General features: G+C 27.7%; 12 protein-coding genes. 2 read left to right on the top strand and 10 right to left on the bottom strand.

What is annotated here, in order from left to right; genetic code table 11:
* Nucleotides 1–9 precede the first annotated feature (9 nt).
* From H8891_RS10945 to H8891_RS10925, 5 genes are all read right to left on the bottom strand, one after another.
* The gene (locus tag H8891_RS10945) at nucleotides 10–783 is read right to left on the bottom strand and encodes an ATP-binding protein (protein WP_187006483.1); all 774 of its coding nucleotides are present in this window, start codon (nucleotides 781–783) and stop codon (nucleotides 10–12) included.
* A gap of 182 nt (nucleotides 784–965) precedes the next feature.
* Nucleotides 966–2,894: an anaerobic carbon-monoxide dehydrogenase catalytic subunit gene (cooS, locus tag H8891_RS10940; RefSeq protein WP_187006482.1), complete on the bottom strand. Its 1,929-nt coding sequence runs from the start codon at nucleotides 2,892–2,894 to the stop codon at nucleotides 966–968.
* Between the two features lie 164 nt (nucleotides 2,895–3,058).
* Nucleotides 3,059–3,970, bottom strand: coding sequence for a bifunctional enoyl-CoA hydratase/phosphate acetyltransferase (locus H8891_RS10935; protein WP_187006481.1), 912 nt, complete (start codon nucleotides 3,968–3,970; stop codon nucleotides 3,059–3,061).
* 163 nt (nucleotides 3,971–4,133) lie between these two features.
* On the bottom strand, nucleotides 4,134–5,279 hold the full coding sequence (locus H8891_RS10930; protein ID WP_187006480.1) for a tetratricopeptide repeat protein: 1,146 nt from the start codon (nucleotides 5,277–5,279) through the stop codon (nucleotides 4,134–4,136).
* Nucleotides 5,280–5,289: 10 nt separating this feature from the next.
* Complete coding sequence (locus H8891_RS10925) at nucleotides 5,290–7,050, bottom strand: B12-binding domain-containing radical SAM protein (RefSeq protein WP_187006479.1); 1,761 nt, start codon at nucleotides 7,048–7,050, stop codon at nucleotides 5,290–5,292.
* A gap of 182 nt (nucleotides 7,051–7,232) precedes the next feature.
* On the opposite strand from H8891_RS10925, the gene H8891_RS10920 reads away from it, so the two are divergent.
* Nucleotides 7,233–7,433, top strand: a complete 201-nt coding sequence (locus H8891_RS10920; protein ID WP_147547079.1) for a hypothetical protein — start codon at nucleotides 7,233–7,235, stop codon at nucleotides 7,431–7,433.
* Here H8891_RS10920 and H8891_RS10915 read toward each other — a convergent pair.
* The 4 genes from H8891_RS10915 to H8891_RS10900 all read right to left on the bottom strand — a co-directional run bounded on the left by H8891_RS10915 (nucleotide 7,430) and on the right by H8891_RS10900 (nucleotide 13,224).
* On the bottom strand, nucleotides 7,430–8,353 hold the full coding sequence (locus tag H8891_RS10915; protein ID WP_187006478.1) for a hypothetical protein: 924 nt from the start codon (nucleotides 8,351–8,353) through the stop codon (nucleotides 7,430–7,432). The genes H8891_RS10920 and H8891_RS10915 overlap by 4 nt on opposite strands.
* 255 nt (nucleotides 8,354–8,608) lie before the next feature.
* Nucleotides 8,609–10,309 carry an arginine--tRNA ligase gene (gene argS, locus H8891_RS10910; RefSeq protein WP_187006477.1) on the bottom strand — a complete coding sequence of 567 codons (1,701 nt, stop codon included), beginning with the start codon at nucleotides 10,307–10,309 and terminating at the stop codon, nucleotides 8,609–8,611.
* A gap of 70 nt (nucleotides 10,310–10,379) precedes the next feature.
* Entirely contained in the window at nucleotides 10,380–10,829 is a 450-nt protein-coding gene (locus H8891_RS10905) for a DUF523 domain-containing protein (protein ID WP_187006476.1), read from the bottom strand.
* A gap of 16 nt (nucleotides 10,830–10,845) precedes the next feature.
* On the bottom strand, nucleotides 10,846–13,224 hold the full coding sequence (locus H8891_RS10900) for an endonuclease MutS2 (RefSeq protein ID WP_187006475.1): 2,379 nt from the start codon (nucleotides 13,222–13,224) through the stop codon (nucleotides 10,846–10,848).
* 145 nt (nucleotides 13,225–13,369) lie between these two features.
* Between H8891_RS10900 and H8891_RS10895 the strand changes: the two genes are divergently transcribed.
* Nucleotides 13,370–14,818: an aminoacyl-histidine dipeptidase gene (locus H8891_RS10895; protein ID WP_187006474.1), complete on the top strand. Its 1,449-nt coding sequence runs from the start codon at nucleotides 13,370–13,372 to the stop codon at nucleotides 14,816–14,818.
* A 36-nt stretch (nucleotides 14,819–14,854) separates the two neighbouring features.
* Here H8891_RS10895 and mprF read toward each other — a convergent pair whose 3' ends face one another.
* A complete protein-coding gene (mprF, locus tag H8891_RS10890) occupies nucleotides 14,855–17,389 on the bottom strand; it encodes a bifunctional lysylphosphatidylglycerol flippase/synthetase MprF (protein WP_187006473.1) in 2,535 nt (844 codons plus the stop codon).
* Nucleotides 17,390–17,827: the final 438 nt, after the last annotated feature.

Genomic DNA, 17,827 nt, shown 5'->3' with positions numbered 1-17,827 from the left:
ACTAATATACTAACAATTCGTCATTAATCTATTTTTTATTTCATCTATCTGTATTTTAGTATCTATACTTACATCATATGGAGATTTACTTGCTCTATCCGAGTCTATAACGTCTTGATTGTAGTAAACAAAGCCTAGTAATTCTCCATCTTGTAAATTACTAGTTATAAATTCTTCATCTGATTTATTTCTTACTTTATTCCCTACTACGAAGACTTGTTTAACCCCTATGTCAGTTCCTAATTTTTTAACTTTTCTATAAGTTTGTAAACTTCTTTCCCCTGGCTCTACAACAACTATAAAAGCATCTACACCTTGTGCAGTCCCCCTACCTAAATGTTCTATACCAGCTTCCATATCCATTATTACAACATCTTTATTTTGCAAAATCAGGTGAGAACATAGTCTTTTTAAAAGTACATGTTCAGGACATACGCATCCACTGCCACCTGAATCTACTGTTCCTAAAGTTAAAAGTCTTACCCCATTGTATTCCTTGCAAAAACTATCAGGTATATCATCTACTTTAGGATTTAGTTTAAACATTTTATTAAAAGTTCCACTCTCAGCTGCGGTTCTTTCATTAACTAAATTTTTCATTTCTGATATAGGAACTATCGATTCATAAACTTCTTTTGGAAATCCCAAAGCTAAACCTAAATTAGCATCAGGATCTGCATCCACAGCTACTACTCTATAACCATCATCTGCAAACATTCTTGACAACATAGATGAAAAAGTTGTCTTTCCTACTCCACCTTTACCTGTTATTGCTATTTTCATATTCTACCCCTTTTGTTTATCTCAACTTAATTTAAGTTTATATTTTTCATCTTCTAGTTTTAATTTATAATTAGTTATGATTGCATGAAAAATAAACTATAGCTAGCTTTCATAAACTAATTAATTTTACATACTATCTTTTCAAAGTAGTACTCCTAGTTTTATATATTATTAAGTTATTTTTAAGCTTCTGCTAGCGCTGCTTTTTTCTCAGCGTTTTTTTGTGCAACTAATTCTTCAAAATGTACACGTTTTTTCTCTATATCATTTATTATCATTTGAGCTAATTCTTCTGGATTTTCGTTAACTTTAAATGTTGCTCCCATACTATCTTGTAATGTTTGTGTTAATATTTCTACAGTTTTTGATGATCCACCTATAGGAGGCATTATACCTAAGTAAGTGTCTATACCAGAACCTACAACATAAGTTCCTATTGCAACAGCTTTCTCAGACATCCATTCTGGAGCTACCCCAGCTACTGGTATATCACACATATCCATATCTAGATATTTAGCAACCTCTGAAACAACACTTAATATTCTACTACAGTCAACACAAGAACCTAAGTGTATAACTGGCGGTATATCAACTAATTCACAAACTGTAGCAAGACCTTTACTTGCCATGCTTTTTGCTTCTTTATTTAATAATCCAAATTTACCTGCAGCTGAAGCTCCACATCCAGTTGTTACAACTAAGATATCATTTTTAATCAACTCTTTCATTATAGTTACATGAGCTTTATTTGATACACTTCTTGCATTATTACATCCAACTACTCCTACTACCCCTCTTAATACTCCTGATTTTAAACAGTCAACTAATGGTTTAACTGTTCCTGTTTCATCTATTTGAGAGTTTACAACTCTATCTAGTTGACCTATTATAGCTTGCTCACTAAATCCAACTGTTGTACTTGATTTTAGCTGAGGTATATGAACTTTTTCTTTATCTCTATTTTTAAAGTTAAGTATAGCTTCTCTTACTATTTTTTTAGCATCATTTAATGCTGTCTCTTCATTAAATTCTATATATGTTGATCCTGATATCTTAGCTTTTGGTGATGTTGTTATGAATTTTGTATGGTAGCACTCAGAAACTTTAGCTAATGCTGGGAATATACATTGAACATCAACTATCATAGCTTCAACCGCTCCTGTTATTATAGCTAATTCTTGTTGATGGAAATCCCCTGCTGTTCTAACACCATGTCTCATAGTTACTTCATTACCAGTACAACACATTCCTGCTAAGTTTATACCTTCTGCTCCCACTTCTTTAGCTAATGCCACAAGTTCTGGATCTTCAGATGCCAATACTATCATTTCTGATAATGAAGGTTCATGACCATGTAATATTATATTTACTTTATTATCTTCTAATACTCCTAGATTTGCTTCTGATTGTCTTACTGTTGGTGTGCCAAATAGAATATCACTAAATATAGTTCCTATCATAGAACCTCCCCATCCATCTGCTAATGAAGTTCTTAATGATAAGTTAATTAAACTATCTATATCAGCTGTACATCCCATATGAGTTGAATGCATTATTGTTACTATTTCTCTATCTATAGATCTTGGCTCTATATTATGTTTTTTCCATAAATCTTGTCTTTGATACGGAGCATGACTTAAAAACTTTAATGTACCATGAGGTTTACCAAATTCCATTAAAGCTATATCTGCAACTTCATGCGCTATATCATATATATCTCTATCTTCTGTTTCTACTCCCCATTCTTTTGCTAAATTTTTCAACTTAGCTTCATCTTTTATAGTATAGTTTCCATCTCTACTAGCTATAGCCATCGTATGTACTATACCTCTAGCATGGTCTGAGTGAGCTGCAGTTCCTGCTGCAACCATTCTAGCAAAGTTTCTACCTACTATAACATGTTCATCAGCCCCACATAAGCCTAGTGGCGTTTTAGGAGTTATTCTACAAGGTCCTGCTGCACATATTCTACAGCATACTCCCTGTAACCCAAATCCACATTGAGCTTTCATAGCAGCTTTCCTGTCATACATAGTTTCTACACCATCTCTTTCAGCCTTTTCTATAAGTTCTTGGCTGTTTAAATCGATAGTTAACATCTTTTTCTCCATACTTCTATCCCCTTTTTTATAAAATTTTTAATAGAGCTAAGTATGTTGTCATATATGAGCTTCGTATATTTCTACATCTAAAATAATGTTATTTACCTAAATTATAACAACAATATCTTTTACTTTCACTATAATTTAGGTAATTTTTTAACAAGTATTATATATTACTTCTCTAGCATAGCTATCAATGCCCCATAAGCTATAGAGTATAATTTTGATTCATGTGTATCAGCTCTTGATACTAAAACGATAGGTGCTTTTGCTCCCATTACCACTCCAGCAGATTTTGCTCCAGCAAAATATGTCAAAGATTTACCAATTCCATTTCCAACTTCTATTGTTGGAACTAAAAGAATGTCTACATCTCCAGATACTTTACTTTCTATACCTTTTATTCTGGCTGATTCAGATGATATAGCTAAATCAAGTGCTAATGGACCTTCCAGTATAACATTTTCTCCAAACCTTTTATTTTCACTAGATTCTTGCAATTTTTTTGCATCTACAGTTGCTTGCATTTTAGAATCTACTTTTTCCTTTGCTGCTAGGGCTGCTACTTTAATATTTTCAATCTTAAGTGGCTTACATGCTTTTATTGCATTTTCAACAATTTTTTCTTTATGCTCATAACTAGGATTTATATTCATGCCCCCATCTGTAAGCATAAGTAGCTTATGATAACTTGGTATATCATATATCATAACATGGCTAAGTAAACTATCTGTTCTTAATCCATAATCTTTATTTAAAACCTCTTTTAATAAAATAGATGTATCTAGTATTCCTTTCATTAAAAAATCAGCTTTTTTGCTACTTACTAATTTAACAGCTATTTGAGCACAACCTTCATAAGTACTAGCTTCAATCATATTAACATTATTCAAATTTAAATTTAAATTTTTAGCTATTTCTTTTATTTTATCAATTTTACCTATTAAAATAGGTTCTATTATGTTCATATTCATAGCCTCTACTACAGCACATAAAACTTCTTCATCTTGTGCTGCCGCTACAGCTAACTTAACTTTTTCATTTAGTTTTAGCTCATTTATTATATCGCTTAAATTTTTAATCAATATAACACCCCCTTATATTCTTATTTTTGTCAACTTATAAATATGTATATAAATTTTTAATACTTATAATAAACCTAATTTGACATATTAACTCCTACTCCTTTTTATTTAAATAAAAAAGCTATAAGAATAAATTCTCATAGCTTTATAAATTTAGCTTATATTATCTATAACTATCTAGTTCTCTTAAACATGCTACTGTTACTTCATCTTGAGGATTTATTTCATATGCTCTTTCTATGTAATAAATAGCATTATCTAAATCTCCATCATTTAAATAAGCCATACCTAAATTACAAAGTATCTCCGGGTCTTCTTTTTTTAACTTAGCAGCCTTTTCAAAATATTCTATAGCACCTTTCATATTGTAATTTGAAGCCTCACAAAGACCTAACTCAACTAATGTGTCCACTTGATTTGGTCTTATTATAAGTATCTTTTCAAAATATTTTTGAGCTTGTCCTATATCATTCATATTTCTATAAGCTAATCCTATCATAAATAAAAGATTCCACCAGTCTCCATGCTCATCTGCTAATGGAAGTAGTTTTTCTAATCCTTCTTCATTTTTCCCTTGGAACACTAAATTATATCCTTCTTCATATTGAACTTTAAAATCCATTTTTCCTATAAGTTCTTGTATCTCAGCACATAAGTCTTCTGGTAATCCTAGCTTAATTGCTTCTTCCCATGTAACTTTGCTTTTTATATACTGATTTTGATTATAATAGTGATACCCTAAATGATAGTATGCTAATGCAAATGACTCATCTAAATCTCTAACTTTTTCTAATGCCTCTATAGCATCTAATAAAAATGCTTCCATAGGTTGTTCGTCACCATTTTTTTGATGTTGCTTAGCTAATTCTTGGCAAACTATAGCATAATGATAAAGAGCATCTACATCATTAGGATATAAACTTACACTACATTTTAGGTATATTAAAGAATCTGTATATTCTCCAGCTTCAAAATACTTTCTAGACATATATCCCATATATGCTTTTAAGTCTAAATCTAGATTCTTTTGTATAGCGTCTAGAAACTTCTTATATTCATCATTAAGTTTAAACTTACTATCAATTCCCATAATATATATCATTGCATCAGCTATAGACATTGAACTTAACCCATTTTGAGCTGTATTAGTTTTTATACCTTTTACTAATACATCATTTTTTATAGGTACATCTAGTCCATCTTTAGGGAATTCATATCCTTTTAAATTAAATTCTGCTCCATTTTTTATTCTTAAAAATGCTAATTCTTCCGCTTTTTTTAGTATATATTTCTCACTTCTAAATTTCACTTTATACCTCCTATATTTCCACTGTGTATGATTTAGATTTCTCAAACACCTTTTTATCATCATAAACAAATAATATTATACTTTCTTTTGGTTGTAATTTTGCAGTTATATTTTTCTTTAATTGTAATATATCATACTTAAATGTCTCAAAATGAACATATTTTATTATTTGTTTTGCAGGAGTATTTTCAAATCTAGGTATATATTTTAATATATTTCCTTCATTTTGTAAAAATAAATGGCATCTATTTTTAAAATCATCTACTTCTACTTTATCCATAAATGCAGGCACATTAGATGTTTTTCCTAAAGATATATAATCATACTTTACAATTTCTTTAAATAATTCAGTTTCTATATTAATTTTATCTGTATAGAAATCTACTAATATCTTATATAATTGGTTCTTTCCTTGTGATGCATTGAAATATCCATTATCATTGAAATATGTTGCAAACTCCTCGAAAAACTTAAAAGGACTTTCTTTATAATAATTATGTATTATATACCTCATTGAAAGAACAAAGTTTTTAGAGTTAAAGTATCTTTCTAATATTTCTTCTATATCTTTTAATTTTAATATCTCATTGTAACTTATATATTTATTATATAAAACTTCATATGGAGGATAATCTTTATATCTAAATTCATGTTCATCTGCTTGATTTCTAATTCCTGTACCTTTTATCATTTTTAAGAAACCTAATTGTAAATGCTCTATTCCTAGATTAAATACATCATTAAATGAGTTTTCAAAGCTACTATAATCTTCATATGGTAATCCTGCTATCAAATCTAGATGTTGATGTATATTTCTAAATGATGCTATCTTTTGAACTACATATGATAATTTTTTAAAATCATCTCTTCTACCTACAGCATCTAATACTTTTTCATTTGTAGATTGAACTCCTATTTCAAATTGGAATAGACCTTCTTTACAGTCTTTTAAAAACTCTAACATATCATCAGTTAATAAGTGTGCCGTAACTTCAAAATGATATGTTGTATAACCATTATCATTTTCCATTAAAAATTTCATTATTTCCATTGCAAATTTTTTATTTGCATTAAATGTTCTATCTATAAACTTGATTTGAGATACTCTAGCATCTATAAGTTTCTTTAAATCTTTTTTTACTCTATCTATACTAAAATATCTTAATCCTTCTATCGCTGAAGATAAACAGTACTGACAGTTAAAAGGACAACCTCTCGATGTTTCATAATATACAATTCTATTTTCATATTCTTTTTTATCTAACTCTTCATAAGGACTAGGTATTAAATCTAAATTTTCTAAAAGTTTCATAGGTTTATTAGTTATAATAGAATCATTACTTCTATAAACTATTCCATCAACGTCTTCTATTTTCATATCCCCTATAAGATATTTTGTAAAATCTCTAAATATAAGTTCTCCTTCTCCATAAAGTATATAATCTATAAAATCATATTTTTTCATAGCTTCTTCACTGTCATAAGTTACTTCTGGTCCACCTAAAGCTATTTTTATATTTGGTTTAACTTTCTTTAAGTTATTACATAACTTAACTATATCATTTACATTCCATATATATGTTGAAAATAATATAACATCATAATTATTTGTATATATATCTTTTAATATAAAATCTAATTCATTGTTTATCGTATATTCTCTTATATCTACATTTATATCTTCAATATCTTTTACCATTTGTTTTAGATATCTTATTGCTAGGTTTGTATGTATAAATTTCGAATTTAACGTAGTTAAAAGTATTTTCAATTAATTCACCTCTTTTATTAATTTTCTTAGCTATAATCGTCTATTTTTGTTAAAATACTATATGTATGATTTTTATTTATAATATTATGTATATAAAAAGAAGGTTTTTTTATATTGTTGTAGAATTATATCTTATTATATATTTTCTTAATCACTAAATTACACATGAAAGGAAGTTTTTTATGAAATTGTTCGACAAAGTATCTATTGATGCACTATCTAAAAGAGATTTATTGCTTATTGTAAAAGCATTAGAATATACCTATGAAAATACTAATTTAGAAGATTTCATCGACCTTAGAAACAGCCTTATAAAAGAACTTTGTTTTCTAACAAACACTAAAGAAGAAGTTTTTGTTGAATATTTAGAATCTGATAATTAAGCTTTTCTAAATTTAAAGCTATAATTACCAGATTTTGATACCAAATTAATAGTCAATATATTGTTAGAAAAATCTTTTGATACAACTTTTATATTGTTTAGTATTGGATCAGACTTTACATCTCCAATTTCTAAACTTATTAAATATCTTGGGTCAGATTTTATATTATATTCTTTTTTAGATATCTTGTATTTTCTAAGTTTTATAATATATTCTGACATAGAGTTTATAAAATCTATATTGTCTATATTACTTTCAATATTTAAATTGAGAATAGATAATATAGATTTTTTTATACTTTTAATACCATCTAAGCTAACTTCTCTATCTTCTATGTAAACATCATATATAGCATTTAATAAATTTGTTATTATATTAGTACTTTCGTAGTCACTTACTTTAAGGTCTATGTATCTATCTATAGCTTGTATAGTTTGAATTCTCTTCATTTCAAATTTTATAACTTCTGATTTATCCATATTGTGATTAAATTCAATTATAACAGTTTTTATCTTTTGCATTAAATCTTCATATTCTATATTTGAATTTTCAATTATAGAGTGAATTAATGTATTATATATTAAACTAGCTAATATGTAATCATTCATATACTCATTAGCCTTATTATATAAAACATGATATTTCATAACCTTTAATGCTTCTAATTCACTTTTTTTCATATTTGTATTTGATATCACAATTGGAAGTACAATGTTTATTATGTTTAAATCTTTTAATTTTTGTCCATAGAATTTATAATATAATAATTCATCTTTTAATCTATTTTTATCTATTTTTACATATCTTTGAGTTATATCATCAACTAAAGACTTCGTATTTAAAATAATCATGTCTTTAATATATTTATCCTCTATACCAAATGCATTTATATATGCTTTCTTTAATAAATCCTCTTTCATAAGTACTACCTTCCTAACGTATAAACTACTTTATAGTTTTATCAATTAATTAACTTAGTATACTTTTTAAAAAAAATAGGCAGCTGTTAGCTGCCGTAAATGTAGGGGGGGAGTAGAATACTATTGATACTCTACTTCCATATATCTCTTTTGATTTTTATTAGCTCAACTATCGAGCTATTTCTTAATATAATTATACAATAACCGAAATTTAGATGTAAAGCATTATTTTTCGACAAATGTATATAAGATATATTACATTCTTTCTGGTGCACCCATACCTAATAATGCAAGAGCATTTTCTATAGTTTGTTTAGTAGCTGCAACTAAAGCTACTCTAGCTTTTTTAACTTCTATATCGTCAACTAATATTGGATTTTCATGATAGAATTTATTAAATGCTTGAGCTAAATCTAACACAAATCTTGTTACTATATGTGGTTCATTTTTTCTTAATGCTACTAATATATTTTTATTAAATGATGCTATTAATTTTATTACTTCCGAACTATCAGCATCAGTTAATAAATTGTAATCTATATCTGTACTTACTTCCATATTAGCTTTTCTTAAAACTGAACAACATCTAGCATGTGTATATTGTACATATGGTCCTGTTTCACCCTCAAAACTTAAAGTTCTCTCCCAAGAGAATGTATAATCTTTTATTCTACTATTAGATAATTCTTGGAATACTACTGCTCCAACTCCAACTTGTTTAGCTATTTCATCTACATTCTTAGCATTAGGATTTTTAGCAAGCATTGTTTCTTTTGTTTTTTCTATAGCTTGTTTTAAAACATCTTCTAAGAAAACTACTCTACCTTTTCTTGTAGACATAGTACCTTCTTCTAATGCAACCATACCAAATGGAACATGTACCATATCTTTAGCCCAATCAAATCCAACTAATTCTAAAACTTTAAATAATTGTTGGAAGTGTAAGCTTTGTTGAGATCCAACTACATATATACATTTTTCAAAATCGTAGTTTTCTTTTCTGTATAATGCAGCAGCTAAGTCTCTAGTCATATATAATGTAGATCCATCTTTTTTAGTTATAAGTGCTGGAGGCATATTGTATTCTTCTAAATCAACTATATTAGTTCCTTCAGATTCTTTTAATAAATCCTTATCTTTTATTATATCTATTACTCTATCCATTTTATCTGAGTAGAAACTTTCTCCTGCATATGAATCAAATTCTATATCTAGTAAATCATAAACTCTAGAGAATTCTTTTAAACTTTCATCTCTAAACCATTGCCATAAATCAACAGCTTCTTTATCTTTATTTTCTAATTTTGTAAACCAAGCTCTAGCTTCATCTTCCATTTCTGGATGTTTTTCAGCTTCATCATGGAATTGTATGTATAATTTTAATAACTCAGGTATTGGGTTAGCTTCAACAGCTTCCTTGCTTCCCCATTTTTTAAATGCAACTATAAGCTTACCAAATTGAGTTCCATAATCTCCAAGATGATTTACTCTTATAGTATTATATCCTTGAGAATCATATATTTTGTATAAAGCATTACCTATAACTGTAGTTCTTATGTGTCCTATGTGGAATGGCTTAGCTATGTTAGGAGATGAGAAATCTATTACTACAGTTTTATCTTTTCCTAAATCACTGTGTCCATAGTCTTTTCCTTTAGTTAAAACATCATTTATAACAGTCTTAGCTAATTGAGATTTGTTAACGAAAAAGTTAACATATCCTCCTGCTGGTTCAACTTTTGATATAGCTTCATTAGCTTCTATACTTTGTGCTATATCAGCTGCTATCATATTAGGTGCTTTTCTAAATACTTTTGCTAATCTAAAGCATGGGAATGCATAATCTCCCATTTCACTATTTGGCGGTACTTCTATTAATCCAACTATTTCTTCTAATGTTAAATCTTCTATTTTCTCTTTTAAAGATTTAGCTACTTCTATTTTAAAATCTTGCATATTAGTGCTCCTTCCTTATTCTTATAACACTTTATGATAAAACAAATTGTATTTTTTTTCAAGTATATGTCTACTTTTCTAATTGCTTCTCACTAATGATATCTATTCCTTCATTTTTTAAAATTGAAGCTGTAACTCCTAATCCATTAATCTTGTTTCCTTGAAATGTTCCATCATATATTTTGTTACTTCCACAAGATGGACTACCTTCTTTTAAAATAGCTTTTTTACAACCATATAATTTTGCTATTTTTAAGGTTTCATAAGCTCCCTTTAAGAAATTTTCTGTCATATCCATACCTTGTTTATTTTTCACCTTACATTTATTATTTAAAACTTCATTCCCTGTTCCATTGACTATTTCACAAGGAATTCTTGGAGTTGATAATCCACCTAATTGCTCAGGACAAACTAATATAAATTGTTTGTCCCTTAGATAATTCTTAACTCCTTCATGATTGTTATTATCGCCATCATATTTACAGTTTATGCCTAATAAACAAGCTGATACTAATATCATTTTTTCATCCCCTTAATTATTTTAAAGTTACTATCGTAACTCCCATTCCACCTTCACCATATTGTCCAGTTCTTTGAGATTTTACATGTTTATGTCTTTTTAGCATTTCTGTAATTCCAGTTTTTAATACACCTGTCCCTATACCATGAATAACTGTTACATTTTCTAATCCAGCTAAACAAGCATCATCAAGGTATTTATCAACTTCTTCTCTTGCTTCTTCTAATGTCATTCCTCTTAAGTCCACTTCACTTTTGACTCTACCTGATTTGGATTTAATGACATTTCTGGTTGCTTTAGTAACTGTTGATTTTGCATCTTTCTTTGCCTTTTGTAATGATTTATATGGTAATGTCATTTTCATTATACCAATTTGAACTACAGCTTCTTTTTTCTTATTATCTGCAGATATTACTGAACCTTGTTGATTTAAAGTTATAACTTTTACTTCATCTCCAGGTTTTAAATCTTTAACTTCTTTTGATGCAGTTTTAGGAACTATCATGCTTTTAACACTTGGTTGTAATGCTCCCATAGAACTTGAAATTTCTTTTCTTAATTCCTCAATTTTTCTATTCTTTTCTTTAGACATACTTTCTTGTTCTAATCTTCTAAGTTCTTTTATAACTAACTCAGTTTCTTCTTTAGCTTGTCTAGTAATTCTAAAAGCTTCTTGTCTTGCTTCTTCTAATAATCTTTCTCTTTGAATTGATATTTTGCTTAATTTTTCATCATATTCTCCTTTTAGTGTTTGAATTTCTTTTCTAAGTCTTGTTGCTTCTTCTTTTTCTTCAACTGCTTCTACTCTAGATTTTTCTAAGCTATGAATAACATCTTCAACAGCTATAGTATCCGTATCTATAAATTCTTTTGCTCTATTTATTACATATTCACTTAATCCTAATCTCTTTGATATAGCAAAAGCATTAGATTTTCCTGGAACACCTATAAATAATCTATATGTAGGTCTTAGATTTTCTAAATCAAACTCTACTGCTGCATTTTCTACACCATCTTTTGTAAGTGCATAGTGTTTTATTTCACTATAGTGTGTTGTTGCTATACATTTTGCTCCTGCCATATTTACATCTTCAAGTATAGCTATTGCAAGTCCGGCTCCTTCTACAGGATCTGTTCCTGCTCCTAATTCATCAAATATAACTAATGAATCTTGCGTAACATCTTTTAATATTGATACTATATTAGTCATATGAGAAGAGAATGTAGATAAACTCTGTTCTATACTTTGTTCATCTCCTATATCTGCAAATACATTATCGAAAACTCCCATACTAGTTCCATAATCCGCTGGTATATGTAATCCACTTTGTACCATAAGTGCAAATAATCCAACAGTTTTTATAGTTACAGTCTTACCCCCAGTATTAGGTCCAGTTATAACTAATGTATGAAATTCTTCACCTAAACGTATATCATTTCCTACTACAGAGCTAGCATTTAATAATGGGTGTCTACCATTTTTTATATTTATATACTTTTCTTTATTTAATTTTGGCTCTACACCTTTTAGTTGTATAGATAACTTACCTTTTGCAAAAGCAAAATCTATTTTTCCTAAAATTTCTTGGTTACTTAATAAATCATCACTTATATCTCCCACAAGAGATGATAGCTCACTTAGTATTCTTTCTATTTCTTCTTTTTCCTTTAATCTAAGTTGTCTAAGCTCATTGTTCATTTCTACTATACTCATAGGTTCTATAAACAAAGTAGCTCCTGATGATGATTGATCATGTACAATACCTGAAACTTGAGATCTATACTCAGCCTTTACTGGAATAACAAATCTATCTCCTCTTATTGATATAATTGCATCTTGTAAATATTTTTGATATGTTGATGAACTTATTATCCCATTTAATTTAGATCTTATGGATTGATTTTTTTGTATAATTTTTCTTCTTAATCCTCTTAGTTCGCTTGAAGCATTATCTGATATTTCAACTTCACTAACTATAGAATTAAATATTTTATCTTCAATATCTCTATGTATATATAATGAATTAGATAGAGATTGTATTATCGGATAATTAAAATCCTCTTCTTCAGATGATGATAAAGTATTATTTAAAATTCTAGCAACTCTAAGAGTATCAGCTATCATTAGTAAACTTCCTGCATCTATAGAGGCTCCTACTTTAGTTCTTTTAACCTTATCTTCTATATCATATAAACCTTGTAAATTTACTCCGCCCTTTTTTATAAGTATAGATTGTGCTTCACTAGTTTCTTCTAACATATATTTTACTTCTTCATAGTCAGAACTAGGCTCTAACTCATTGATATATCTTAATCCTAAAGAAGATGAAGCCTTTTCTTTTAGTAGTGCTATTATCTTATCAAATTCTAAAGCTTTTAATGATTTTTTATTCATGCTTCCTCCTTAAGTAAATTTTTTATATAAATTTTAAGTGTATTTTATGTAAATTTGTACTATACTATTTATATATTATACATAATCAATACTATTTTGTAATATAATTTAATCTAATTTAATTTTTATTAAGGAGATGTTTTTTATGAACAGAGTTTTAAATGATTTACAACCTAGTTTAGTTTTTAAGTATTTTGAAGAGATCTCTCAAATACCAAGAGGATCAAAAAATGAAAAAGGTATAAGTGATTACTTACGTAACTTTGGTGAAAGCTTAGGCTTAGAAACTATACAAGATGAGAGTTTAAATATAATAATCAGAAAGCCAGCAACTCCTGGATATGAAAATGCACCTGGTGTAGTACTTCAAGGTCACATGGATATGGTATGTGAAAAAAATAAAAGTACAAATCATGACTTTATGAAAGACCCAATAAAACTAAGAATAGATGGAGATTATGTATATGCAACTGATACAACTTTAGGTGCTGACAATGGTATAGCTGTTGCTATGGGACTTGCAATACTTGCTTCTAATGATATAGCTCACCCTGCTTTAGAACTTCTTGTAACTGTAGATGAAGAAGCTGGAATGACTGGTGCTATGGCATTAGATGGAAGCTTAGTAAAAGGTAAATATATACTAAACTTAGATTCTGAAGAAGAAGGTTACCTTTTAGTAAGTTGTGCTGGTGGTGTAACTGCCCTATCAACTTTACCTGTTGAATTTGTAAAACCAGAAGCTAATAAAAAAGCTTATCTTTTAGAGATAAAAGGATTATTAGGTGGACACTCTGGTATGGATATAATAAAACAAAGAGGTAATGCTAATAAGATATTAGGAAGACTTTTAAATTTATTAAATGTTGATTTTGATATCGCTAAGGTTGAAGGCGGTTCAAAAAATAACGCTATCCCTCGTGAAGCCGATTGTGTAATAATGGTTAATAACGATCAAATAGATGCATTTACAACTCAGTTAAAAGATATAACTAATATATTTAAACATGAATTAAGAACTTCTGACCCAGGACTTGAAATAGCATGTTCTGAAACTGCTACTCCTGAATTAATTCTTAATTCAGCTTCTAAAGATAAGGTTATAAAAATGCTTAATTTAATACCTAATGGTATACAAACTATGAGCATGGATATAGAAAACTTAGTTGAAAGTTCAACTAACTTAGGGGTTCTTAGAACTACAGATTCTACAGTTACTTTTGAATGTGCAGTTAGAAGTTCTGTAAAATCTCTTAAAGAAGATATAACAGCTAGAATGGAACTTTTAGTAACTGAACTTGGCGGAAACCTTGAATTAATAAGTGACTATCCAGCTTGGGAATATGCTAAAGATTCTAATTTAGAGAAAGTATGTATAGAAGCTTATAAAAACCTTACTGGAAAAGAACCTATAATAATGGCTTTACATGCAGGTCTTGAGTGTGGTTTATTACTAGACAAAATACCTAATGCTGAAGCTATATCATTTGGACCTAATATGTATGATGTGCATACTCCAAATGAACATTTAAGTATATCTTCAACTGAAAATACTTGGAAATACTTATTAGAAGTATTAAAATCTATAAAATAATAAATAAAAAACTCCTCTAATCAGAGGAGTTTTTATTTACTTTATTTTATCTATTGGTTTTTCAGCTACTATTATGATTTGTAAAGCTGTTGTAAGTATAGATGTTTTCTTTCTATATGCCATATACTTACCTTCCCATATATCACAATATTTTTCTTTAAATCTCTTTAATCCTTTAAAAGAATAAAAGTTTTGTCCATGTGAATATATCTGTGATGCTACTTTTTCTGATAAGAATGAGTATTTAGATCTACCTACATTAGATAATGGTGCCATACCCATATTAAATCTAGAATAACCCTCTTCTTGACCCCATTTAAACAGATTTACAAATATAAAATCCATTATACCGTTACAAGTGTCATGAGAGAATCTCATTAAATCTATAGATAGTGTCTTTTTATTATCGTACATAGGCATTAAGTTACTAAAACCTTTTATTTCATTATCTTTATTCTTAACTATAGCAATAGGCTGTCTACTTAAATATTCTTTATCAAAAAAGCCTATATAAAATCCCTTTTCTTGCCTACCTGATAGCCATTCATCTGAAACTGATTTTAGCTCATTTAAAAACTCATCTGTAAAAGGTGGTTTTACAATCTCAAAGCTATAACCTTCTTTTTCTACTCTAGATAGTGCATTTCTTACACTTTTCATTTTTCTTCCTTCTAAAGTAAACTTCGTTAAATCTACTAAAGCATCTTCTCCTAGCTTTAAGAATTCATATCCTGTTTCATGTAAATTTGGCATCATAGTTTTATCTATTGCACAAAATACTGGAACATATCCATACTTATCAGCTAAATTATAAAATTCTTGTATAGTTTCAAATATTTTTTCTTTATTACCTACAGGATTTCCAAGTATTACAATTTTATCTGCCGATATTTGATATTGTAATAATACATCTTTAGATTCATTTATATATACATATTTATCATGTAAATATACATAATGTATTACTGGTGATCCACCAAACTTCTCGATTATTTCTTTAACCTGATCTTCACATTCTTCTAACTTCTTGCGAGGAAAATCATTATCGTTATTTATTTTATATAATATCCATATTAAAAATATAGCTATTATAAATCCACTTATACTAAATCCTAATAATGATGCTCCATAATGTTTAATAGATTGAATTTTATAGTTAGCAATAGGAAGTTTTCCTATTTTACCACTTAAATTCGCATATACTGTGTATATATATAAAATTTGGAAAGATAGTAACAAGATTATATCCTGTAAAAATACTCCCCATCTCATTACAAAACTTTCTCGATAGAATTGTTTTTTACTAACCCATATAAGTATTGCAACTATGACTAGATATATACTTCTATAGTAATTAGGATCTATAACTAAAGTTAATAATACAGCTCCAATTATTAATCCTAAAGTTATTTTGTATATTCCTTTTGACTTATAACTCATTATTCTAGATATTGCTATTAATAAAAATCCTATTATTATAGATATTCTCTGTGGAATATGAACTATAGAAAAATACGAAAATTTATTTACAATATTAAATTTTCTAGCTAAGTCTGGAGTTGCTTCTGATATTAATAAAGTTACTCCTGATATTAAAACTAGTAACATAATACCTATATGTGCAATCTTAGATAAGATTGTTGTTATTATATCTTTTACATCTTCATCTAGATTTATAAAGTATTCTTGTCCATATAATATCAGCCCTATAGCCAATGGTATTATATAGTAAGACACACGATATAAAAATATTGCTAGTAATACTTTCTCAGATGAGATATTTAAAGCTTGTAAACCTAATAAAAGAGTTATATCAAATGAACCTATTCCCCCAGGTGCCATACTTACAATAGCTGCCACTATCGCTACTACAAATATAGGCAAGAATTTAGAAATTGGAACTGGTTCTCCTAAAATCCTCATTATACTATAAATTAAGAATATAGTAGTAGCCCACTCTAAAGCTGATATAATCATTATTTTAACAGCATCTATTAAATCTACTTTTTCTTCTTGAGTTGATTTAACATATTTAACTACTAAATATATTGATAAAATAGGAAAATAAGTACTTATTAAGACTGTCATTATACTTACAAACTCATTTATTCTTAAACTACTAAAATTTGTTATTACATAAACAAAACAAACCATAGAAAACCCTGTTAAGTTTAATGCTACTATTTTAGATATCTCTTTTACTAATAGCTTCGTATCTTTAACATGGTCTTTATAGAAATTAGTTTTTAAAGCTATAGCTGTACTACCTCCAAATCCAGCTATACTAGCTATAGAACTCGCTATCCATGAGTATTTATATAGTTTAATATTACTTAATTTTATTCCAACCCTTTTTTTAAGTATAAAATCATAAAAACTTAATGGTAGATAAGAAACCATACCTAAAATAGCTATAATTAGCATATTCCATATAGTTAATTTATCTGCATATCTTTTAAATACTTCAATATCAAAAGATGTAAATATATTTTTAAATTCTTTCATTACTATAATGAAAATTGCTAAGGCAAAAATTATTTTTATCCATTTTAGCAATTTATGCTTATTCATTTAACAAATCCCTCCTTATAATTTTTCACCTAAAAACTATTTTTATACATTTTCATATATATTTTTACATTTTTTTACTTTCTCAATACCTTATATTATACCTTATTTTATATAATTCTATAAAATTTAATTTATAAAATCCACTTACATAATTGTAAGTTATAAATTATATGTACATCATTTTTTATATTTTACAAATTTCTACGTAAAACTATTCATTAATTAAATAAAATAAAGCATAGAGAAAATTTAATACTCTATGCTTTGTTTTATTTACATTTTATGTATAAAAGCATTTTATTATTTATCTTTTTGTAAAATATTAAAATCTAATTAGTATATCTACATTAATTGTAAAAATAATTTCTAAAGAAAATTAATATATAAATCTAAATTTTTTCTAAAGAAATTATATGATATTTATTTCATTTTTTCAAG

Origin of the sequence: Paeniclostridium hominis, from assembly GCF_014306135.1 — a bacterium.
Taxonomy (GTDB): domain Bacteria; phylum Bacillota; class Clostridia; order Peptostreptococcales; family Peptostreptococcaceae; genus Paraclostridium; species Paraclostridium hominis.
This window is presented reverse-complemented; position numbering and strand designations above follow the sequence as displayed.

What these genes read in the sequence shown, in the direction of transcription:
- H8891_RS10945 (WP_187006483.1), bottom strand. Translation starts at nt 783, where the DNA reads ATGAAAATAGCAATAACAGGTAAAGGTGGAGTAGGAAAGACAACTTTT.
- cooS (WP_187006482.1), bottom strand. Translation starts at nt 2,894, where the DNA reads ATGGAGAAAAAGATGTTAACTATCGATTTAAACAGCCAAGAACTTATA.
- H8891_RS10920 (WP_147547079.1), top strand. Translation starts at nt 7,233, where the DNA reads ATGAAATTGTTCGACAAAGTATCTATTGATGCACTATCTAAAAGAGAT.
- H8891_RS10915 (WP_187006478.1), bottom strand. Translation starts at nt 8,353, where the DNA reads ATGAAAGAGGATTTATTAAAGAAAGCATATATAAATGCATTTGGTATA.
- argS (WP_187006477.1), bottom strand. Translation starts at nt 10,309, where the DNA reads ATGCAAGATTTTAAAATAGAAGTAGCTAAATCTTTAAAAGAGAAAATA.
- H8891_RS10905 (WP_187006476.1), bottom strand. Translation starts at nt 10,829, where the DNA reads ATGATATTAGTATCAGCTTGTTTATTAGGCATAAACTGTAAATATGAT.
- H8891_RS10900 (WP_187006475.1), bottom strand. Translation starts at nt 13,224, where the DNA reads ATGAATAAAAAATCATTAAAAGCTTTAGAATTTGATAAGATAATAGCA.
- H8891_RS10895 (WP_187006474.1), top strand. Translation starts at nt 13,370, where the DNA reads ATGAACAGAGTTTTAAATGATTTACAACCTAGTTTAGTTTTTAAGTAT.
- mprF (WP_187006473.1), bottom strand. Translation starts at nt 17,389, where the DNA reads ATGAATAAGCATAAATTGCTAAAATGGATAAAAATAATTTTTGCCTTA.